Origin of the sequence: Thermomonas sp. S9, assembly GCF_024704365.1 — a bacterium.
In the GTDB taxonomy this organism is placed as follows: Bacteria; Pseudomonadota; Gammaproteobacteria; order Xanthomonadales; family Xanthomonadaceae; genus Thermomonas.
Genome location: NZ_JAJDFY010000001.1, coordinates 1,172,390 through 1,192,056, shown reverse-complemented (window position 1 = coordinate 1,192,056; position 19,667 = coordinate 1,172,390). Strand labels below are relative to the sequence as shown.

The following is a 19,667-nucleotide window of genomic DNA, read 5'->3' as shown; positions in this document are numbered from 1 at the left end:
TCCACCCCCGTCCACTGCCCCGCTCCGCGGGTTGCGGTGGTTCGCCGCTTTCCAACCGATCCGAACGAAGGGAATGCCGCATGACCCGGAGCAAGCGCATCTACGTCCTCGACACCAACGTGCTGATGCACGACCCCACCGCGCTGTTCAAGTTCGAGGAGCACGATGTGTACCTGCCGATGCAGGTGATGGAGGAGCTGGACAATGGCAAGAAGGGCACCTCCGAGGCCAGCCGCAACGCGCGCCAGGTCAGCCGCTTCCTGAACGAGCTGATCGAGGCGCACGGCAGCAGCGACGTCAGCCAGGGGATCGCGCTGGTGCGCCCACAGGGCCTGCAACTGCGCGGCGCGGAAAGCGCCGGACGGCTGCGCTTCCAGACCGGCGACTTCGATGCCGGCAAGCGCTTTGGCACGGTGATCCCGGACAACAACATCCTCGGCGCGATCCTGGTGCTCAAGCAGCAGGAACCGGGCACGCCGGTGGTGTTCGTGTCGAAGGACATCAACCTGCGGATCAAGGCCTCGATCGCGGGCATCACCAGCGAGGACTACGAGAACGACCGCGCGCTGGACGATTTCAGCCTGCTCTACACCGGCGCCACCCCGCTGCCGGAGGACTTCTGGCAGCGCCACGGCAAGGACCTCAAGTCCTGGACCGACAAGGGCCGCACCTATTACGAACTCACGACCGGCGACGACGAGAACTGGTATCCGAACCAGTTCGTGTTCCTGCCCGGCGACGAGCAGTCGGAGATGAAGATCGTGCGCCTGCAGGACGGCAAGGCGGTGCTGCAGATCGTGGACGACTTCCGCCACGGCCAGCACGCGGTCTGGGGCATCACCGCGCGCAACCGCGAGCAGAACTTCGCGCTCAACGCGCTGATGGACCCGGAGATCGACTTCGTCACCCTGCTCGGCACCGCCGGCACCGGCAAGACCCTGCTGGCGCTGGCGGCGGGCCTGGCGCAAACCATGGACGCGCAGCGCTACCGCGAGATCATCATGACCCGCGCCACCGTGAGCGTGGGCGAGGACATCGGCTTTTTGCCCGGCACCGAGGAAGAAAAGATGACGCCGTGGATGGGGGCGCTCACCGACAACCTCGAAGTGCTCACCCACAACCAGGAGGGCGGCGCCTGGGGCCGCGCGGCCACCAACGACCTGCTGGCCAGCCGGATCAAGATCCGCTCGCTGAACTTCATGCGCGGGCGCACCTTCCTCTCGCGCTACCTGATCCTGGACGAGGCGCAGAACCTCACGCCCAAGCAGATGAAGACGCTGGTGACCCGCGCCGGCCCCGGCACCAAGATCGTCTGCCTCGGCAACGTGGAGCAGATCGACACGCCCTACCTCACCGAGACCACCTCCGGCCTCACCTACGCCGTGGACCGCTTCAAGTCCTGGCAGCACAGCGCGCACGTGACGCTGCGCCGCGGCGAGCGCTCGCGCCTGGCCGACTACGCCTCCGACGCGCTCTGACCCGGCGCCTCGCCCGCCGCCTGCGCGCCCTCATGCAGCGTGCGCAGCGCGGTGGCCAGATCGGCGAAATAGCCGTCCGGATGGTCGCGCCGCACCAGCTGCGCGCGCGCCAGCTTGCGCAGCACGCGCGGACTGGCCCCGCACAGCACGACCTTCACCCCGCGCCGATGCAGCGCCTCGATGGTGGATTCCAGGCGCTTGAGGCCGGTGGCGTCGATCACCGGCATCCGCTCCAGCCACAGCACCACGTGCCGCGGCGGCGGCTGCGACCAGGACAGCGCGCGTTCGAGTGAATCCACCGAGCCGAAGAAGAACGGCCCGTCGATCGCATACACCGCCATCCCCGGCGGCAGCGCCTGCAATCCGGCCTGAGCCAGCTGCGCGCGCAGGCTGTGCTCGCCATGCTCGACCACCTCCACCGCCGAACTCATGCGGCGCATGAACTGGAACATCGCCAGGATCACCCCGATGTTCACCGCCACCACCAGGTCGGTGAGGACGGTCAGGGCGAAGGTAATCACCAGGATCGCCGCGTCCGACCGCGGTGCATGCCGCACGAGGCGCAGGAAGCGATGCACCTCGCTCATGTTCCAGGCCACCACGAACAGGATCGCCGCCAGCGCCGCCAGCGGCACCTTGCCGGCATAGGGCGCGAGCGCGAGCAGGATCAACAGCAGAACGACCCCATGCGCGATCCCGGCCAGCGGGCTGGTGCCGCCGTTGCGGATATTGGTGGCCGTGCGCGCGATCGCGCCGGTGGCGGCGATCCCGCCGAACAGCGGCGAAAGGATGTTGGCGATGCCCTGCCCGATCAGCTCCTGGTTGGAGTCGTGCCGGGTGCCGGCCATGCCGTCGGCCACCACCGCCGACAGCAGCGACTCGATCGCCCCCAGCATGGCGATGGTGAAGGCCGATGGCAGCAGCGCCATCCAGCGGTCGAACCCCGCCTGCGGCAGTTGCAGGCTGGGCAGGCTGCGCGGAATCGCGCCAAAGGTGGACTCGATCGTCGCCACGCCGTCCAGAGGCAGCGCCTGCACGGCCACGGTCGCCGCCAGCATGGCCAGCAGCGGCCCCGGCACCCGTGAAAGCCCGGGGATCCTCGCGCCCCACAGCGTCAGCACCAGGCTCAGCAGACCAATGGCGGCGGTCGCCAGGTGCAGATGCGGCAGCGCCTGCAGCAGCGTCCAGGTCTTCAGATAGAACGGGCCCGCGCCGGGTGCCGGCAACCCGAAGAAATACTGCCACTGCCCCACCCAGATGATCACCCCGATCCCCGCGGTGAAGCCGACGATCACCGGATCGGGAATGAAGCGGATCACGGACCCCAGCCGCGCCCAGCCCATCGCCAGCAGGATGATCCCGGCCATCAGGGTTGCCAGCAGCAGGCCGCCCACCCCGAACTGCGCCACCACCCCGGCCAGGATCACGATGAAGGCGCCGGTCGGCCCGGCGATCTGCACCCGCGTGCCGCCGAACAGCGACACCGCGATGCCGGCGATGATCGCGGTGTACAGCCCCTGCTCCGGCCGCACCCCGGAGGCGATCGCAAACGCCATCGACAGCGGCAGCGCGACCACCCCGACGATGGCGCCGGCCACCAGGTTGCGGCCCCAGTGCTCGCGCCGCAGCAGCCCCGCGCGCGCGGCTTCCAGAATAGCGATCATGCCGGCGTCCTCCGCGCCTTCAGGCGCACGCCGCGCCCGCCCTCGAGGCTGGCCGCGCCCTCGCCGATCAGTTCCACGCCGGCGGCCTCCAGCGCCTCGACCACCCGCGTCAGCGACTCCACCACGCCGCGCACGTTGCCGTCGCTGGCCTCCATGCGCTGGATGGTCGGCAGCGACAGCCCGGCCATCTGCGCCAGGGTTCTCTGGTCGATCCCGAGCAGCGCCCGGGCGGCTTTCAATTGCGCGGCGGTCAGCATGGAGCGCTTCTGTGATGCGAAAGAGTTAATATCTTAAACATCTAAGTGACAAGTATCAACATCAATATTGATTTATTTTATATCAGCTAAGCCCCCCCTTGCCGCGACGCACCCAGCGGATCCCAGCGGCGCACGCGGGCGCAGCGGCTGCGTTGCAGCCGGATGCAGCCCCGTTCTCCCACAGGCGAGCGGGACGAACGGAGCGCAACCTCATCTCCGGCGCCTCTGGAGGGATCGCATCACCCCCCGCATCTGGCAGCAGGGCGATGTCGGGCGCAGAAAAGCAAAACGCCGGCGCGTGGCCGGCGTTTTGCCCTGGACAGTGGATGCGCAGCATCGTCGCCCGCGGATGCGGCTGCCGGCCGGGGCGGCCCGGTGTTAGGGGGTGCAGTGCGATCAGCGCCTGCAGCGGCCACGGTACCACCCGGTCCATCGCGGCCAGGAACACCTCGCGCCGCGCCCACTTGCGCCCCCAGATCCTCGCCGTCACCGAACGCCAGTTGCATCGAGACCACCCTTGAAGCGATAACGGATTGTCATCGACGGTGGCGGAACTGTTCGAAGCTTCCTTACGTGAATGCGGAAAACGGAGAAATGACAACGCTCCGGCGGATACGCGATTCCGGATTGACAGTCATCATAGCGTCGCTGACCATCCTTAATCTTAGCCTCAGGCTTGTGGTCTTAGTTTTAGTTTTAGTCTCGATCTTGGCCAAGACTCGGGCCCTGCCGTGACCACCGGAGCGATCGCCCTATCCGCAGCGCTCACAAGGCTTGTTCGCAAAGGCCTGGATTGATCCGGCAGCGACCGCCTCGATGGCTGGTTCATCGAAGGCGATTGGACGATGATCGCCGTGCGGAACCGTGGCGCAGGGAGCAGCGTGGATGAAACAGAACAGCAGTCATCGCACGGCCTTCGTGCTTCAGGGGGCGGCGCGCTCGGCGCCTATCAAGCCGGGTCGGTTTGCCGCCTGGACAAAGCCGGCATTCGGCCGGATCTGGTGGCCGGCATCTCGATCGGCGCGATCAACGCCGCGCTTATTGCCGGCAACCCGCCCGAGCGGCGGGCCGAGCGCCTGACGGCCTTCTGGGAGAGGATCAGCCGGGCCACCGCACTGCCAGGGCTGGATGCCTTCGGGCCGGCAATGGCGCTGACGGTAGGCGCGCCCGGCTTCTTCGCCCCGCGTCTGCCGCCTGCCGCCCTGGCCCCGCCGGGCGATCCGGCCCGCGCCTCGGTCTATGACACTTCACCGCTGCGCGCGACGCTCGAGGCGCTGGTGGATTTCGACCTGCTCAACGATGGCCCAGTGCGGCTCGTGGTCGGTGCGGTGAATGTCGCCACCGGCAATTTCGTCTGGTTCGACAGCGCCGAGCGCCGCATCGAGCCGGAACACATCATGGCCTCGGGCGCGCTGCCGCCGGGTTTCGCACCGGTAGGGATCGAGGGCGAATGGTTCTGGGACGGCGGCCTTGTCTCCAACACGCCGCTGGCGCGCGTGGTTGAGACACGGGCCACTCATGCCCCCCTCGTCATCTGGCAGATGGATCTGTTTTCCGCCCGCGGCCCGGTCCCGCATTCGCTCTGGGCGGTCGAAGCGCGCGAGAAGGACATCCGCTTTTCCAGCCGGACCCGCACCGTGACCGACCGGATGCGCCAGATGCACGATCTTGCCTGCGTGCTGCAGGCCCATGCCCAGGCACTGCCCGAGACGCTGAAGTCGCACCCCGTGGTTGCGCCGTTGCTGGCCCCGTCCGCACGCGGGCCGCTCACGCTCATCCACCTGATCTATCGTGGCAAGCCCTATGAGACGGGGGCGAAGGACTACGATTTCGGCCGCGCGGCGATGCGGCGCCACTGGCAGGCGGGCGATGCGGATGTGGCGCGCAGCCTCGCCCATCCGATGCTGGCTGATCACGACCCCGCCGCGCAGGGCATGCATGTCTTCGACCTGACCGTCAACGACCACCGCGAGGAGAGTCACCATGACTGAAGACGAAGTACGTGCACGCGCTTTCGCCATGCCGCTGACCAGCCCGGCCTATCCGCGTGGCCCTTATCGCTTCGTCGATCGCGAGTTCCTGGTGATCACCTACCGGACCGACATCGACGCGCTGCGCGCGGTGGTTCCCGCACCGCTGGAGGTGGACGAGCCGCTGGTGAAATTCGAGTTCATCCGCATGCCCGACAGCACGGGCTTCGGCAATTACACCGAAAGCGGCCAGGTGATCCCGGTTCGGTTCCGGGGCGAGGCGGGGGCTATGTCCATGCGATGTATCTCGACGACGAAAGCCCCATCGCCGGCGGGCGCGAGATCTGGGGCTTTCCCAAGAAACTCGCCCAGCCACGGCTGCGGGTGGAGAAGGACGCCCTGGTCGGCACGCTGGACGTGGGCTCGCTGCGTATCGCCAATGCGACCATGGGCTACAAGCACCGCCCCTTCGATACGGTGCGCGCGAAGGCAGCGGTCGAAGCGCCTGCCTTCCTGCTCAAGATCATCCCCCATGTCGATTGCAGCCCGCGCATCTGCGAGCTGGTTCGCTATGCCTGCGAGGACGTGACGATCAAGGGCGCCTGGGAGGGTCCGGCGCATCTGGAGCTCTTCCACCATGCCCTGGCGCCGGTGGCCGACCTGCCGGTGCGCGAGGTGGTTTCGGCGGTGCATATCCTGACCGACCTGACCCTGGGCCTGGGATCGGTCGTGCATGACTACCTGGAGGGCGGGAAGTGACGGCGGCGGCGGCGATGCCCAAAGCTCCCCACCATGGACGTGCCAACCGGCGCTTGCGCGGTAGCATGGCGCCTGCGTTGATCTGGCAGCTCGGCAATATGCCGCTGCGGCGGATCGGCACCGGGGCCGGTGTGCAGTTTCCCTGGCCCTCTGCCGCCTGGCGCGCGGCGCCCTGGGTGGATACGAAGGCCCAGTTTGGCATGCTGATGCGACGGCAGCTGCCGCATTGCATCGAAGGCCCGGCGCCCGCTTCCGCGGCGCATGGACCGGGAGTTCTGCCGGCGACGCTGATAACCGCGAGCGGCACCGCCTGGTGGTTCACCGGATCTTCCGCCGCCGCGGGCGTGTTCGGGACTATCCACCAGCCCTGCACCAACCTCGCCCATCCCGGGCAGGCGCTGCTGTATGACCTGCGGGGCGATGCCTCGCTTTCCGAAATGTGGCCGCTGTGCGGTCGAACCGAGGAGGAATGACCATGGATCTGAAAAACAAGTCCTGCATCGTCACCGGCGCCGCCAGCGGCATTGGACGGGCCATCGCGGAACGCTATGTGCGGGCGGGCGCGTGGGTCGCGATCGCCGACCTGAAGCAGGAGGCCGCCGATGCGGTGGCGTCTGAACTGACGGCCAAGGGCCCCGGCCGCGCGATCGGGATTGCGATGGATGTGACCAGCGAGGACCAGGTCAATGCGGGCGTGGCACGGGTGGCCGAGGCCTTCGGCGGCGTGGACGTGCTGGTTTCAAACGCCGGCATCCAGATCGTCCATCCGGTCGAGGACTTCCCCTTTACCGACTGGAAGAAGCTGCTGGCGATCCATCTCGACGGCGCCTTCCTGACCTCCAAGGCCTGCATCCCGCATATGAAGGCGCGTGGCGCCGGCGCCATCATCTTCATGGGCTCGGTCCACTCGCGCGAGGCCTCGCCACTGAAATCCGCCTACGTCACCGCCAAGCACGGGCTTCTGGGCCTTGCCCGCGTGATCGCCAAGGAAGGCGGCCAGCACGGCATCCGCGCCAATGTGATCTGCCCCGGCTTCGTGCGCACGCCGCTGGTGGAAAAGCAGATCCCCGAACAGGCGGCGGAACTCGGCATTTCCGAGAAGGAAGTGATCGAGCACATCATGCTGGGCGAGACGGTGGACAAGGAATTCACCACGGTCGAGGACGTGGCCGAAGTGGCCTTCATGTTTGCCGCCTTCCCCACCAACGCGCTGACCGGCCAGGCGCTGAACGTCAGTCACGGCTGGAACATGGCATGAGGATGTAGCGATGAGCGGCAGTTTCCACATCACCCGTGCACTGCCGGGTGCCGGCTTCGATGCCACGGTCGAGGCCGCCCGGGCGGCTCTGGCGAAAGAAGGGTTCGGCATCCTGACCGAAATCGACATCGCCGCCACGCTCAAGGCAAAACTCGGGGTCGAGCGCCCGGCCTACCGCATCCTCGGCGCCTGCAATCCGGGCTACGCCCACAAGGCGCTGGAGATCGAGGACAAGATCGGCGCGCTGCTGCCCTGCAATGTGATCGTGCAGGACAAGGACGGGACGATCGAGGTATCAGCCGTCGATCCCGTAGCCTCGCTGGGTCGCGCGGAACGCCCCGAGCTGAGCGGGATCGCCGAAGAGGTGCGCGCACGCCTTGCGCGGGCGATCGCGGCCCTCTAAAAAAGATGGACGGGGATGGCCTGGGGACGGGCGCATCTTCACGACAACACCCTGACCGGAATTGCCGCTGATGCGGCAATTCCGCTGGCCGCCGGCTTCGTTGAGCGCGCGCCGCGGGCGAAGGATTTCACGAATCAGCGAGTGCGCAAGGGTGGCGAGGTGGATGAGGCCGAACGCCGCCGCAACCGCAACACGTCGAAGATCCGGGCCCGGGTGGAGCACGTGTTCGCGGTGGTAAAGCGGCTGCTGTGGGGCTTCGCCAAGGTGCGCTACCGGGGTCTGGAGAAGAACGCCAATCGCAGCTTCGTGGTGCTGGGGCTGGCGAACCTGTCCCTGGCGCGTGCCCGATTGGCGGGATAGATGCGCCCGGCGGGCGCCGGGGAAATCGAAAAGGCCACCCGGAGCCCACGAAACCTGGGCGATCCGCTACGGCCGGACAGACGCACAGTCGCCCGAACAGAGCCACGGACCATGCTGCTCGTCGCTGCTGCTTGCTCGGCCAGGAACACATCGCGCCGCGTGCGCTTGCGGCCCCCAAGATCCTCGGCATCACCGAGCGGCAGCTGCATCGACCTTCCCCTTGAAACGATGATCAATGCTCGCCGAAAGTGACGGAGTTGATCTTCCCTAGAGCCCGAGGTCGGTGGTCGCCGCGACCAGCTTGCCGTGACCAGCGGCTTGCCTCGGTTCTTAAGGTGCCAAGCGCAATGCGTTCGCGGCTGGCCAGAACAGGGCAGGAACCCGCACAGCAAGAACCCCCGGGGGCCGGGGGTTCTGCGGGCGCGGACGGATGCCGGCGCGGGAGTTGGTCGGGGTAGCCGGATTTGAACCGACGACCACTTGTCCCCCAGACAAGTGCGCTACCAGGCTGCGCTATACCCCGATGAGGCTGCGCATTATACCCGATGCGCGTGGGCGTGGACGCCTCGCGGCATCACCGGCGCAGCAGTTGCAGCACTTCCTCCAGCTCGGCGCGCACCTGGCGCACGATCTGGTGAGCGAGCGCCGACTCCTGCCTGGCGCCCTCGCCTTCCAGCCGCAGGCGTGCGCCACCGATGGTGTAGCCCTGTTCGTACAGCAGGCTGCGGATCTGGCGCACCATCAGCACATCGTGGCGCTGGTAGTAGCGGCGATTGCCGCGGCGCTTGGACGGTTCGAGGCTGGGGAACTCGGTCTCCCAGTAGCGCAGCACGTGCGGCTTCACGTCGCACAGCTCGCTGACTTCACCGATGGTGAAGTAGCGCTTGGCGGGAATCGGCGGGAGTTCGCGATTGCTGCCGGGGTCAAGCATGCACCGCCCCCGTGCAGGCCTCGACCCGCTCCTTCAGCTTCTGGCCCGGACGGAAGGTCACCACGGTGCGCGCGGTGATCGGGATTTCCTCGCCGGTCTTCGGATTGCGGCCCGGACGTGGGTTCTTGCGGCGCAGGTCGAAGTTGCCGAAGCCCGACAGCTTCACCTGCCGCCCCTGCTCCAGTGCCTGGCGCAGGGCGTCGAAGAAGGCATCGACGAATTCCTTCGCCTCGCGCTTGTTCAAGCCCACGTCCTCGTAGATGCGTTCGGCCATGTCGGCCTTGGTCAATGCCATCGTCGCCCCCTGTCAGCTCCGGATGACCGCGCCGTGCCGGTCACCGAGTGCGGCCACCACGGCCGTCACCACGGCGTCCACGTCGCGGTCGGTCAGCGTGCGCGATTCGTCCTGCAAAATCAAGGCCATGGCCAGACTCTTGCAACCGGTTTCGATGCCCTTGCCGGCGTAGCGGTCGAACAGTTCGACTTGCCGCAGCAGCGGCCCGGCGGCCGCCTCGACGGTGGCGCGCACGGCCGCCCACGGCACCGTTTCGGCCACCACCACGGCGAGGTCGCGGCGCACCGACGGGTAGCGCGACAGCGCGCGTGCGCGTGGCAGCGGACGGGCCAGCAGCGGCGCCAGCATGAGTTCGAAGGCATAGACATCGGCCTCCAGCCCCAGCATCTGCGCAAGGCGCGGATGCATCTGGCCGATCCAGCCGATGCGCTCGCCGTCGCGATACACCCCGGCGCTGCGACCGGGATGCGCGTGCGCCGACGCCTCCGCGCGGTAGTCGAGCACCGCGCCGCACAGCGCGGCCACGCTGTCGAGGTCGCCCTTGAGGTCGTGGAAGTCGAGCGTGCGCGCCGGCACCCCCCACTGCTCGGCACGCGCATCGCCGCAGGCCACCGCCGCAAGGCAGGCGGTTTCGCGCGGCGCGCCGCCGCCGGCCTCGGCGCTGAAGGTCTTGCCGAGTTCGAACAGACGCACCCGCGGCTGCTGACGCGCGCGGTTGCGCGCCAACGCCTGCACCAGTCCGGGCAGCAGCGCGGTGCGCATCACCCCGAGTTCGGCGCTGAGCGGGTTGGCCAGCGCCACCGCGCCGGCCTGCGCCTGCCAGGTCTCCAGCAGCGCGGCATCCACGAAGGCGTAGTTGATGGCCTCCAGATAGTCGCGGGCGACCAGCTGGCGGCGCAGCTCGTATTCGCCGACGCGCGCCTCGGTCGGCTGCGCCAGCCGGGTGGCGCCGCCCGGTAGGGTCGCCGGGATCGCATCGTAGCCGTGGATGCGCGCCACTTCCTCGATCAGATCCTCTTCCAGCGCGAGGTCGAAGCGGCGGCTCGGCGCGGTCACCTGCCAACCGTCGCCGGTCGCCTCGACCGCCAGGCCCAACGCGGCGAGGATGCGCGCCACCTCGGCATCATCCACCCGCGCGCCCAGCACCCGCGCCAGCCGCGCGCGCCGCAGCGCGATGGTCCGCGGCCGCGGCAGGTGTTCGGGCAGCACCGCCTCCACCACCGGACCGGGACGGCCGCCGGCGACGGCGAGGATGAGCCGGGTGGCGTACTCGACCGCGATCCGCGGCAGTTCGGGATCCACGCCGCGTTCGAAGCGGTGGCCGGCATCGGTGTGCAGGCCGAGCCTGCGGCTGCGGCCGATGATCGCGGCCGGCGCGAAGTGGGCGGCCTCCAGGAACACGTGGCGGGTGGCCGCGCCGACCTTGGTGTCGTCGCCGCCCATGATCCCGGCCAGGCCGACCGCGCGGTCGGCGTCGGTGATGACCAGGAACTGCGGGTCCAGCATGGCCTCGTCGCCGTTGAGCAGGCGCAGGACCTCGCCGTCGCGCGCATGGCGCACGCCGATCGGCCCGCGCAGCAGGTCGCGGTCGTAGGCGTGCATCGGCTGGCCAAGCTCCAGCATCACGTACTGGGTGATATCCACCAGCAGGCTGACCGGGCGGATGCCGCTGCGGCGCAGGCGTTCGGCCATCCACACCGGGGTGGGCGCGCGCGCATCCACGTCCTCGATCACGCGGCCGACGAAGCGCGGGGCGTCCGCGCCGGCCTGCAGTTCGACCGCCAGCACCGCCTCGTTCTGCGCCGGGACCGGATCGGCCGCCAGCGGCTCCACCGTGCAACCGGTAGCCGCCGCCACGTCGAAGGCGATGCCGCGCACACCGAAGCAGTCGGCGCGGTTCGGGGTCAGCTTGAGTTCGATGCAGGCATCCGGCAGGCCGAGGTATTCGGCCAGCGGCGTGCCCACCGGCGCGTCGGCCGGCAGTTCAAGCAGCCCCGACGCGTCTGCATCGAGGCCAAGCTCCTTGGCCGAGCACAGCATGCCGTTGGAGTCCACGCCGCGCAGCCTGGCGGCCTTGATCGTCATCTCGCCCACGCGGGTGCCGATGGTGGCCAGCGGTGCCACCAGCCCGGGGCGCGCGTTTGGCGCGCCGCAGACGATCTGCAGCATCCCGTGCGCGCCGGCATCGACCTGGCACACCTGCAGGCGATCGGCTTCCGGATGGCGGGCGCAATCGGCGATGCGGGCCACCACCACGCCATCCAGCGCCTCGCCCAGCACCGTCATCTCCTCGACCTCGAGGCCGATCGCGGTCAGCGTCGCCGTCAATTCATCGCGGGTCGCCGTGGTCTTGACGTGCTGGCGCAGCCAGTTTTCAGAGAATTTCATCGGCGGCCTCAGGCAAATTGCTTCAGGAAACGCATGTCGTTCTCGAAGAACGCGCGCAGGTCGTCCACGCCGTAGCGCAGCATCGCGAAGCGCTCCACGCCCAGGCCGAAGGCGAAGCCGGTGTAGCGCTCGGGGTCGATGCCGACATTGCGCAGCACGTTGGGATGCACCATGCCGCAGCCCAGCACTTCCAGCCAGCGGGTGCTGCCGTCGGCCTGCTGCCAGGCGATGTCCACCTCGGCCGAGGGCTCGGTGAAGGGAAAGTAGCTGGGGCGGAAGCGCATCTGGAAATCGCGTTCGAAGAACGCGCGCACGAATTCCGCCAGCGTGCCCTTGAGGTCGGCGAAGCTGGCGCGTTCGTCCACCAGCAGGCCTTCCACCTGGTGGAACATCGGAGTGTGGGTCTGGTCGGAATCGCTGCGATAGACCTTGCCGGCGGCGATCATGCGCAGCGGCGGTACCCCGCCGCGCGCCAGCAGGTCCTGCATGTAGCGCACCTGCACGCCCGAGGTGTGGGTGCGCAGCAGGCGCCCGTCCGGGAAGTAGAAGGTGTCGTGCATCGCACGCGCCGGGTGGTGCGGCGGGAAGTTCAGTGCCTCGAAGTTGTGCCAGTCGTCCTCGATCTCGGGGCCGTCGGCCAGTTCGTAGCCGAGGCGGCCGAAGATCTCGGCCATGCGCTCCAGCGTGCGGCTGACCGGGTGCACGCCGCCGCGGCCGGGATCGCGCCCCGGCAGGGTGACGTCGATGGTCTCGCCGGCCAGGCGCGCGTCCAGCGCCGCCGCATCGAGTTCGGCCTTGCGCGCGGACAGCGCCGCGGCGATCGCATCACGCGCGCGGTTGATCGCCTCGCCAGCGGCCTTGCGCTGGTCGGCCGGCAGCGCCCCCAGCGCCTTCAGCTGCGCGGTGATGCGACCGCTCTTGCCAAGCAGGCCCACGCGCAGGGCCTCCAGCGCGTCCGGAGTATCGGCGGCGGCGATGTCGGCCAGCGCCTGGGTGGAGAGGGATTCGATTTCGCTCATCTGGTTTCCGGCCCCTGGGCCCGCCCTGTGGAAAGCACGCCCCTGTAAACGAACATGGGGAAGGACTTGCGCCCTTCCCCACGTCTTGGCGGCCTGCGCCGCCGGTCTTCACCGCCCGCAGGCGGGTTTGCGTGTGGATCGACGGCTTACGCCGCCAAAGCGCCCTTGGCCTTTTCGGTCAGGGCCGCAAACCCCGCCGCGTCGTGCACGGCGATGTCCGCCAGCACCTTGCGGTCGAGGGTGATGCCGGCCTTCAGCAGGCCGTTCATGAAGCGGCTGTAGCTCATGCCGTTGGCGCGCGCAGCCGCGTTGATGCGCGCAATCCACAGGGTGCGGAACTGGCGCTTCTTCTGCTTGCGGCCGATGTAGGCGTACTGCTGGGCCTTGGTGACCGCCTGCTTGGCGACGCGGAAGACCTTGCGGCGGGCGTTGTAGTAGCCCTTGGCGGCCTTCAGGATTTTCTTGTGGCTGCGACGTGCGACGACGCCACGCTTGACTCGTGCCATGGTCTAGCCCTCCTCAGAGATACGGAAGCATGCGGTCCAGACGGCCCGCGTCCTCGGCACGAACGTGGTTCGTCTGCCGCAGGTTGCGCTTCCGCTTGGTCGCCTTCTTGGTGAGGATGTGGCTCTTGTTGGCGTGGCCGCACTTGTACTTGCCGGAAGCGGTCTTCCGGAAGCGCTTGGCCGCCGCCCGGTTGGTCTTGATCTTGGGCATTGGGGATCCTTGCGAAATCTAGAACTGGCCTGGGCGGCGGCAGTGCCCTGCGGCGGCGCCACGCTTTCCATCCTGCCCGACCGGTGGGTAAGCCCTTGATCCGGAAGGATCGGGGCGGGTCCATGGGTACAACGAACAACATGCCCGGCAAACCGGGCCGGTCATTATGGCCGGCTGCCGCCGGGTTTGCAATCTTTAGCCTTGTAAATCAGCGAGTGCATGTCCCGCGCATCCCGAGTGCGCGACTGCCGGGCGCCCCGGCCAGTCGCTCCCCGATACTGGCTTGGCGGCCGGGACGCCCGGCAGTCGCCTGCGGGATCCGGCCGCGAACATCACTTCTTCTTCGGCGCGATCATCATCACCATCTGCCGGCCTTCCAGGCGCGGACGGGATTCGATCACGATGTCCTCGCCGAGGTCGGCCTCGATCCGCGCCGCCATCTCGCGACCCAGTTCCTGGTGGCTCATCTCGCGGCCACGGAAGCGGATGTTGACCTTGACCTTGTCGCCCTCGGCCAGGAACTCGCGCATCTTGCGCAGTTTGATCTGGTAGTCGCCCTCGTCCGTGACCGGACGGAACTTCACTTCCTTGATCTCGACCAGCTTCTGCTTTTTCTTGGCCTCGCTGGCCTTCTTCTGCTGCTCGAACCTGAACTTGCCGAAGTCCATGATCTTGCACACCGGCGGATCCGCATTGGGCTGGATCTCGACCAGGTCGAGATCCTCGTCCTCGGCCATGCGCAGGGCTTCGTCGCGCGAAAGCACGCCGATCATCTCGCCGTCGCTGCCGATCACGCGCACCCGCGGGACGCGGATCTCGTGATTGCGACGGTTCTGCTTGCTGTCGGGGGTACTGATTGTGGAACTGTCTCCAAAGGTTGGCCCGTGCGGGCCGGTTCGGCGCGGGATTCCGGAATCCCGTGCCGGCGTCTGTCGCGGGCCGGCCGCCGTCAGCCGGCGCCCTCTCCGCGCAAACGCGCCGCGAAGGCATCGACGGACATGCTACCGAGGTCTTCCCCACCCCGCGTGCGCACCGAGAGCGTGCCTGTCTCCTTCTCGCGGTCCCCGACCACCAGCAGGTACGGCACGCGCTGCAGCGTGTGCTCGCGAATCTTATAGCCGATCTTTTCGTTGCGCAAATCGGAAATCACCCGGAAGCCTTGATTCGCAAGGGTTTTCCGGGCCGCCTCGACGGCCTCGGCCTGGGCGTCGGTGATGTTCATCACCACCGCCTGCACCGGGGCCAGCCAGGCCGGGAGCTGGCCGGCGTGGTGCTCGATCAGGATGCCGATGAACCGCTCCATCGAGCCGACGATGGCCCGGTGCAGCATCACCGGATGCCGGCGCTGGCTGTGCTCATCCACGTACTCGGCGCCGAGGCGGGCCGGCATCATGAAGTCCACCTGCATGGTGCCCAGCTGCCAGGTGCGGCCGATGGCGTCCTTGAGGTGATATTCGATCTTGGGGCCGTAGAAGGCGCCTTCGCCCGGCAGCTCCTCCCACTCCACCCCGGAAGCGCGCAGCGCGCCGCGCAGCGCCTCCTCGGCCTTGTCCCAGGTGGCGTCGTCGCCGAGCCGCGACTCCGGCCGCAGGGCGATCTTGATCTGGATGTCGGAGAAACCGAAGTCCGCATAGACCTTCAGGGCCTGCTGGTGGAAGGCGCGCACCTCGGATTCCACCTGGTCCTCGGTGCAGAAGATGTGGCCGTCGTCCTGGGTGAAGCCGCGCACGCGCAGGATGCCGTGCAGCGCGCCGGACGGCTCGTTGCGATGGCAGGCGCCGAACTCGCCGTAGCGGATCGGCAGGTCGCGGTAGCTGTGCAGGCCCTGGTTGAACACCTGCACGTGGCCCGGGCAGTTCATGGGCTTCACCGCATAGGTCCGCTTCTCGGACTCGGTGAAGAACATGTTGTCCTTGTAGTTGTCCCAGTGGCCGGATTTCTTCCACAGCTCGACGTCGAGGATCTGCGGGCAGCGCACCTCGCCGTAGCCGGTGTCGCGATAGACCTTGCGCATGTACTGCTCGACGGTCTGCCAGATGCTCCAGCCCTTGGGGTGCCAGAACACCAGGCCCGGGCCCTCTTCCTGCAGGTGGAACAGGTCCTGCGCCTTGGCGATCTTGCGGTGGTCGCGCTTCTCGGCTTCCTCCAGCTGGTGCAGATAGACCTTGAGATCTTTCTCGCTCAGCCAGGCGGTGCCGTAGATGCGGCTGAGCATCTGGTTGTTGTGGTCGCCGCGCCAATAGGCGCCCGCGACCTTCATGAGCTTGAACGCGCGCAGCCTGTCGGTGCCCGGCACGTGCGGGCCGCGGCAGAGGTCGGTGAACTCGCCCTGGGTATACAGCGACAGCTCCTCGTCGGCCGGAATCGATTCGATGATCTCGGCCTTGTAGTGCTCGCCCAGGCCCCTGAAGAAGGCAATCGCCTCATCGCGCGACTTCACGTGGCGACTGACCGGCAGCGCCTCCTTGACGATCTTGTGCATCTCCGCCTCGATCGCCGGCAGGTCCTCGGGGGTGAACGGGCGCTCGTAGGCGAAGTCATAGTAGAAGCCGTTGTCGATCACCGGCCCGATGGTGACCTGCGCGCCCGGGAACAGGCGCTGCACGGCCTGCGCCAGCAGGTGCGCGGTGGAATGGCGCAGGATGTCGAGCGCTTCTGGCGACTTGTCGGTGACGATGGCCAGGCTGGCGTCGTGGTCGATGCGGTAGCTGGCATCGACCAGGCGGCCATCGACCTTGCCGGCCAGGGTGGCCTTGGCCAGACCGGCGCCGATCGAGGCCGCCACCTCCTGGACCGTCACCGGGGCATCGAACTGGCGCTGGGAGCCGTCGGGAAGCGTGATCGAGATCATGGGAGCTGCTCTGTGGGGAAGGCCGGGCAAGGGCGACCGGGCGCGTGGGATCGGGGACGGACGAAGCGGGAAGGACGGAGCCGGAAACGCAGAAAGGCGCCGAGGCGCCTTTCGATGATCCACTCAAGCGGGATGGCACGAATGCGTCGGCGGGGTCAGCGCGGGATGCGGGTAGTGTCCATGTCGCACGCTCGGCCGGCGTTTCCGCGGGCCACCTTCTCCGGATTCGTTGCCACGCGGCATCCGCGTGGTGGGCGGTACAGGGTTCGAACCTGTGACCCCTACCATGTCAAGGTAGTGCTCTACCGCTGAGCTAACCGCCCGTGATCCCCGCAGTGCGGGGGCGCGGATTGTAGCCCGGGAACGCGGCCGCCGACAAGTTCCTACAGGCTGGCCTCGCGCAGCTTGCGGATCTGGTCGCGCACGCGCGCGGCCTCCTCGAACGCCAGGTCGCGGGCGTGCTGGTGCATTTTCTGCTCCAGCTCCTTGAGCCGCGCGGCCTGCTGGGCCGGGCTCATCCGCAGGTACTCGAGCTCCGGCTCGGCGACACGCCTGGCCTTGCCGCGCCCCTTCAGCTCGCCCGGCTCGGCGCGCGCGCCCTCCATCACGTCGCGCACGGCGCGCTGCACGGATTGCGGGGTGATCCCGTGCGCGGCGTTGTATTCCAGCTGGCGGTTGCGGCGGCGACCGGTCTCGTCCAGCGCAGCGCGCATCGAGTTGGTGATCCGGTCGGCGTACAGGATGGCCTTGCCGCGCAGGTTGCGGGCGGCGCGACCGATGGTCTGGATCAACGACCCGGTGCTGCGCAGGAAGCCTTCCTTGTCGGCATCCAGAATCGCCACCAGCGACACCTCGGGCATGTCCAGGCCCTCGCGCAGCAGGTTGATGCCCACGAGCACATCGAACACCCCCAGGCGCAGGTCGCGGATGATCTCGACCCGCTCCACCGTGTCCACGTCGGAATGCAGGTAGCGCACCTTGACCCCGTGTTCCGACAGGTAGTCGGTGAGGTTCTCGGCCATGCGCTTGGTGAGCGTGGTCACCAGCACACGGTCACCTAGTGCCACCCGCGCATGGATTTCCGACAGCAGGTCGTCCACCTGGGTCGCCACCGGGCGGATCTCCACCTCGGGATCGACCAGCCCAGTCGGCCGCACCACCAGCTCCACGATCTCGCCGCCGGCCTCGCGCAGCTCGTATGGCCCGGGCGTGGCCGAGACATACACGCTGCGCGGCGCGCGCGCCTCCCATTCCTCGAAGCGCAGCGGGCGGTTGTCCAGCGCCGACGGCAGCCGGAAGCCGAATTCCACCAGCGTCTCCTTGCGCGAGCGGTCGCCCTTGAACATCGCGCCGATCTGCGGAATGGTCACGTGCGACTCGTCGATCACCAGCAGCGCGTCCCCCGGCAGATAGTCGAACAGGGTCGGCGGCGGCTCGCCGGGCGCGCGCCCGGTCAGGTGGCGGGAGTAGTTCTCGATGCCGTTGCAGTAGCCGACCTCGGCCATCATCTCGAGGTCGAACTGGGTGCGCTGCTGCAGGCGCTGCGCCTCGACCAGCTTGTTCTGCGCGTACAGATATTCCAGCCGCTCGCGCAGCTCCTGCTTGATGCTCTCCACCGCCGCCAGAGTGCGCTCGCGCGGGGGTGGCGTAGTGGGTCTTGGGATAGACCACGTAGCGCGGCAGCCGGCGCAAGATCTCGCCGGTCAGCGGGTCGAACATCGACAGCTGCTCGATCTCGCCGTCGAACAGCTCGATCCGCAGCGCTTCCAGGTCGGATTCGGCCGGGAACACGTCCACCGTCTCGCCGCGCACGCGGAAGGTGCCGCGCTCAAGCGCCATCTCGTTGCGGGTGTACTGCAGGGTGGTCAGATGGCGCAGCAGTTCGCGCTGGTCGATGCGCTCGCCGCGCGACAGGATCAGCCGCATCGCCAGGTAGTCCTCCGGCGCGCCGAGACCGTAGATCGCCGACACCGACGCCACCACGATGGTGTCGCGGCGCGACAGCAGCGCCTTGGTCGCCGCCAGCCGCATCTGCTCGATGTGGTCATTGATCGCGCTGTCCTTTTCGATGTAGGTGTCGCTGGACGGCACGTAGGCTTCCGGCTGGTAGTAGTCGTAGTAGCTGACGAAATACTCCACCGCGTTGTGCGGGAAGAACGCCTTGAACTCGCCGTACAGCTGCGCCGCCAGGGTCTTGTTGGGCGCCATCACCAGGGTCGGCTTCTGCACCCGCTGGATCAGGTTGGCGATGGTGTAGGTCTTGCCCGAGCCGGTGACGCCCAACAGCACCTGTTTGGCCAGGCCGTTCTCGAACCCGGCGACCAGCTTTTCGATCGCCTGCGGCTGGTCGCCCGCGGGCTGGTACGGCGCGACCAGCTGGAAGCCGGCGGACGTGGTGCTCAGGTCGAGATCGGAGGGAACAGGCTGGCTCATCGGCAGGCACGTCGGGAGGCAACCGCTGAGTGTACGCCCGCGCCATGCGCGCGGCCTGCGCGGAAAACCCCGGCGCTACGCACGGGCATTTTCCGACCCCCGCGGCCTGCGCCGTCCGATCCCGCCCCGATGTGCCGGAGCGCAGCCTGTACGCACCCCGGAACCGGAATACCGCCATGCCGCACCGCCCTGCCGGCTTCACCCTGGTCGAACTCATCATCACCTGCGCGATCCTGGCGATCGCCACTGGCGCCGCCCTGCCCTCGCTGTCCGGCCTGGTCGAACACCACCGTGCCAACGCGGCGGTTTCTGCGCTGACCAGCCAAATGCAGCTGGCGCGCGCTGCCGCGGTCAGTCGCAATCACCGCACCGTGCTGTGCCCGAGCGCGGACGGCAGCAGCTGCCTGTCTGGCAGCGACTGGAGCGGCGGCTGGATGCTGTTCGTGGACGACGACGGCAACCGCCGCCCGGACGCGGGCGAGGACATCCTGCGGGTCGAGCAGACGCCCACCAGCCGTCACCTGCGCATCGCCAGCAGTGGCGGTCGCCAGCAGCTGCGCTATCTGCCCGACGGCAGCAGCGCCGGCAGCAATCTCACCCTCTCGATCTGCAACCCGCGCGGCCAGCTGCTGGCACGCGTGATCGTGAACAACGTCGGCCGCCCGCGCAGCGAACGCGCAGTCCCGGGCGCCGCCTGCCCGGCGTGACCGCCACGCCGCACCCCGCGTGCCATGGCCGGCGCACCCACCACCCCGAGGCTTGCCCTTCCCGAAAAGGCCACATACAATGCGCGGCCTCGCCCGAATAGCTCAGCCGGTTAGAGCACTTGACTGTTAATCAGGGGGTCGTTGGTTCGAGTCCAACTTCGGGCGCCATACGCATCA

The 19,667-nt window shown here is 68.1% G+C and carries 17 protein-coding genes, 3 tRNA genes and 4 pseudogenes; 10 read left to right on the top strand and 14 right to left on the bottom strand.

Going from position 1 to position 19,667, the window contains the following annotated elements; all coding sequences use genetic code 11:
- Positions 1-80: 80 nt before the first annotated feature.
- Positions 81-1,478 (top strand): PhoH family protein, encoded by a 1,398-nt coding sequence (locus tag LJB71_RS05930; RefSeq protein WP_259303451.1) that lies wholly within the window; start codon positions 81-83, stop codon positions 1,476-1,478.
- On the opposite strand, the gene LJB71_RS05925 is transcribed toward LJB71_RS05930, so the two are convergent.
- The 3 genes and pseudogenes from LJB71_RS05925 to LJB71_RS05915 form a co-directional block, all read right to left on the bottom strand.
- Positions 1,457-3,142 (bottom strand): SulP family inorganic anion transporter, encoded by a 1,686-nt coding sequence (locus tag LJB71_RS05925; protein WP_259303450.1) that lies wholly within the window; start codon positions 3,140-3,142, stop codon positions 1,457-1,459. The two genes, LJB71_RS05930 and LJB71_RS05925, sit on opposite strands and share 22 nt — an antisense overlap.
- Positions 3,139-3,399, bottom strand: a complete 261-nt coding sequence (locus tag LJB71_RS05920) for a helix-turn-helix domain-containing protein (RefSeq protein WP_259303449.1) — start codon at positions 3,397-3,399, stop codon at positions 3,139-3,141. Before LJB71_RS05920 ends, LJB71_RS05925 begins: the two co-directional genes overlap by 4 nt.
- A 322-nt stretch (positions 3,400-3,721) precedes the next feature.
- Positions 3,722-3,905: pseudogene (locus LJB71_RS05915) on the bottom strand (IS5/IS1182 family transposase); the annotation flags it as partial.
- 339 nt (positions 3,906-4,244) lie between these two features.
- On the opposite strand from LJB71_RS05915, the gene LJB71_RS05910 reads away from it, so the two are divergent.
- The 7 genes and pseudogenes from LJB71_RS05910 to LJB71_RS05880 all read left to right on the top strand — a co-directional run.
- Positions 4,245-5,390 (top strand): patatin-like phospholipase family protein, encoded by a 1,146-nt coding sequence (locus tag LJB71_RS05910; protein ID WP_259303448.1) that lies wholly within the window; start codon positions 4,245-4,247, stop codon positions 5,388-5,390.
- Positions 5,383-5,634 (top strand): annotated as a pseudogene (locus LJB71_RS05905) (acetoacetate decarboxylase family protein); the annotation flags it as partial. The gene LJB71_RS05910 and the pseudogene LJB71_RS05905, both read left to right, overlap by 8 nt.
- A 35-nt stretch (positions 5,635-5,669) precedes the next feature.
- Positions 5,670-6,128: an acetoacetate decarboxylase gene (locus LJB71_RS05900; protein WP_259303447.1), complete on the top strand. Its 459-nt coding sequence runs from the start codon at positions 5,670-5,672 to the stop codon at positions 6,126-6,128.
- A gap of 77 nt (positions 6,129-6,205) precedes the next feature.
- Entirely contained in the window at positions 6,206-6,601 is a 396-nt protein-coding gene (locus tag LJB71_RS05895) for a hypothetical protein (protein WP_259303446.1), read from the top strand.
- Between the two features lie 2 nt (positions 6,602-6,603).
- The gene (locus LJB71_RS05890) at positions 6,604-7,386 is read left to right on the top strand and encodes a 3-hydroxybutyrate dehydrogenase (RefSeq protein ID WP_259303445.1); all 783 of its coding nucleotides are present in this window, start codon (positions 6,604-6,606) and stop codon (positions 7,384-7,386) included.
- A 10-nt stretch (positions 7,387-7,396) separates the two neighbouring features.
- On the top strand, positions 7,397-7,789 hold the full coding sequence (locus tag LJB71_RS05885; RefSeq protein ID WP_259303444.1) for a DUF302 domain-containing protein: 393 nt from the start codon (positions 7,397-7,399) through the stop codon (positions 7,787-7,789).
- Positions 7,790-7,897: 108 nt separating this feature from the next.
- A pseudogene (locus LJB71_RS05880) lies at positions 7,898-8,149 on the top strand (transposase); the annotation flags it as partial.
- A gap of 446 nt (positions 8,150-8,595) precedes the next feature.
- On the opposite strand, the gene LJB71_RS05875 reads toward LJB71_RS05880, so the two are convergent.
- The 11 genes and pseudogenes from LJB71_RS05875 to uvrB form a co-directional block, all read right to left on the bottom strand.
- Positions 8,596-8,672 (bottom strand) — tRNA-Pro (locus LJB71_RS05875).
- Between the two features lie 51 nt (positions 8,673-8,723).
- Entirely contained in the window at positions 8,724-9,080 is a 357-nt protein-coding gene (locus LJB71_RS05870; protein WP_259303443.1) for a MerR family transcriptional regulator, read from the bottom strand.
- The gene (locus LJB71_RS05865) at positions 9,073-9,375 is read right to left on the bottom strand and encodes an integration host factor subunit alpha (RefSeq protein ID WP_259303442.1); all 303 of its coding nucleotides are present in this window, start codon (positions 9,373-9,375) and stop codon (positions 9,073-9,075) included. Before LJB71_RS05865 ends, LJB71_RS05870 begins: the two co-directional genes overlap by 8 nt.
- Positions 9,376-9,387: 12 nt before the next feature.
- On the bottom strand, positions 9,388-11,763 hold the full coding sequence (gene pheT / locus LJB71_RS05860) for a phenylalanine--tRNA ligase subunit beta (RefSeq protein WP_259303441.1): 2,376 nt from the start codon (positions 11,761-11,763) through the stop codon (positions 9,388-9,390).
- 8 nt (positions 11,764-11,771) lie between these two features.
- A complete protein-coding gene (gene pheS, locus LJB71_RS05855; RefSeq protein ID WP_259303440.1) occupies positions 11,772-12,782 on the bottom strand; it encodes a phenylalanine--tRNA ligase subunit alpha in 1,011 nt (336 codons plus the stop codon).
- A 146-nt stretch (positions 12,783-12,928) separates the two neighbouring features.
- Positions 12,929-13,288, bottom strand: coding sequence for a 50S ribosomal protein L20 (gene rplT / locus LJB71_RS05850; RefSeq protein ID WP_114960882.1), 360 nt, complete (start codon positions 13,286-13,288; stop codon positions 12,929-12,931).
- 13 nt (positions 13,289-13,301) lie between these two features.
- Complete coding sequence (gene rpmI / locus LJB71_RS05845; protein WP_027083463.1) at positions 13,302-13,499, bottom strand: 50S ribosomal protein L35; 198 nt, start codon at positions 13,497-13,499, stop codon at positions 13,302-13,304.
- Between the two features lie 332 nt (positions 13,500-13,831).
- The gene (infC, locus tag LJB71_RS05840) at positions 13,832-14,356 is read right to left on the bottom strand and encodes a translation initiation factor IF-3 (RefSeq protein ID WP_259304747.1); all 525 of its coding nucleotides are present in this window, start codon (positions 14,354-14,356) and stop codon (positions 13,832-13,834) included.
- Positions 14,357-14,448: 92 nt separating this feature from the next.
- Positions 14,449-16,350, bottom strand: a complete 1,902-nt coding sequence (gene thrS, locus LJB71_RS05835; RefSeq protein WP_259303439.1) for a threonine--tRNA ligase — start codon at positions 16,348-16,350, stop codon at positions 14,449-14,451.
- Between the two features lie 248 nt (positions 16,351-16,598).
- A tRNA-Val gene (locus tag LJB71_RS05830) sits at positions 16,599-16,673 on the bottom strand.
- Between the two features lie 60 nt (positions 16,674-16,733).
- Positions 16,734-18,783 (bottom strand): annotated as a pseudogene (gene uvrB, locus LJB71_RS05825) (excinuclease ABC subunit UvrB).
- A 176-nt stretch (positions 18,784-18,959) separates the two neighbouring features.
- On the opposite strand from uvrB, the gene LJB71_RS05820 reads away from it, so the two are divergent.
- Positions 18,960-19,490, top strand: a complete 531-nt coding sequence (locus LJB71_RS05820; RefSeq protein ID WP_259303438.1) for a GspH/FimT family pseudopilin — start codon at positions 18,960-18,962, stop codon at positions 19,488-19,490.
- Positions 19,491-19,581: 91 nt separating this feature from the next.
- Positions 19,582-19,658 (top strand) — tRNA-Asn (locus LJB71_RS05815).
- The last annotated feature ends 9 nt before the right edge of the window (positions 19,659-19,667 follow it).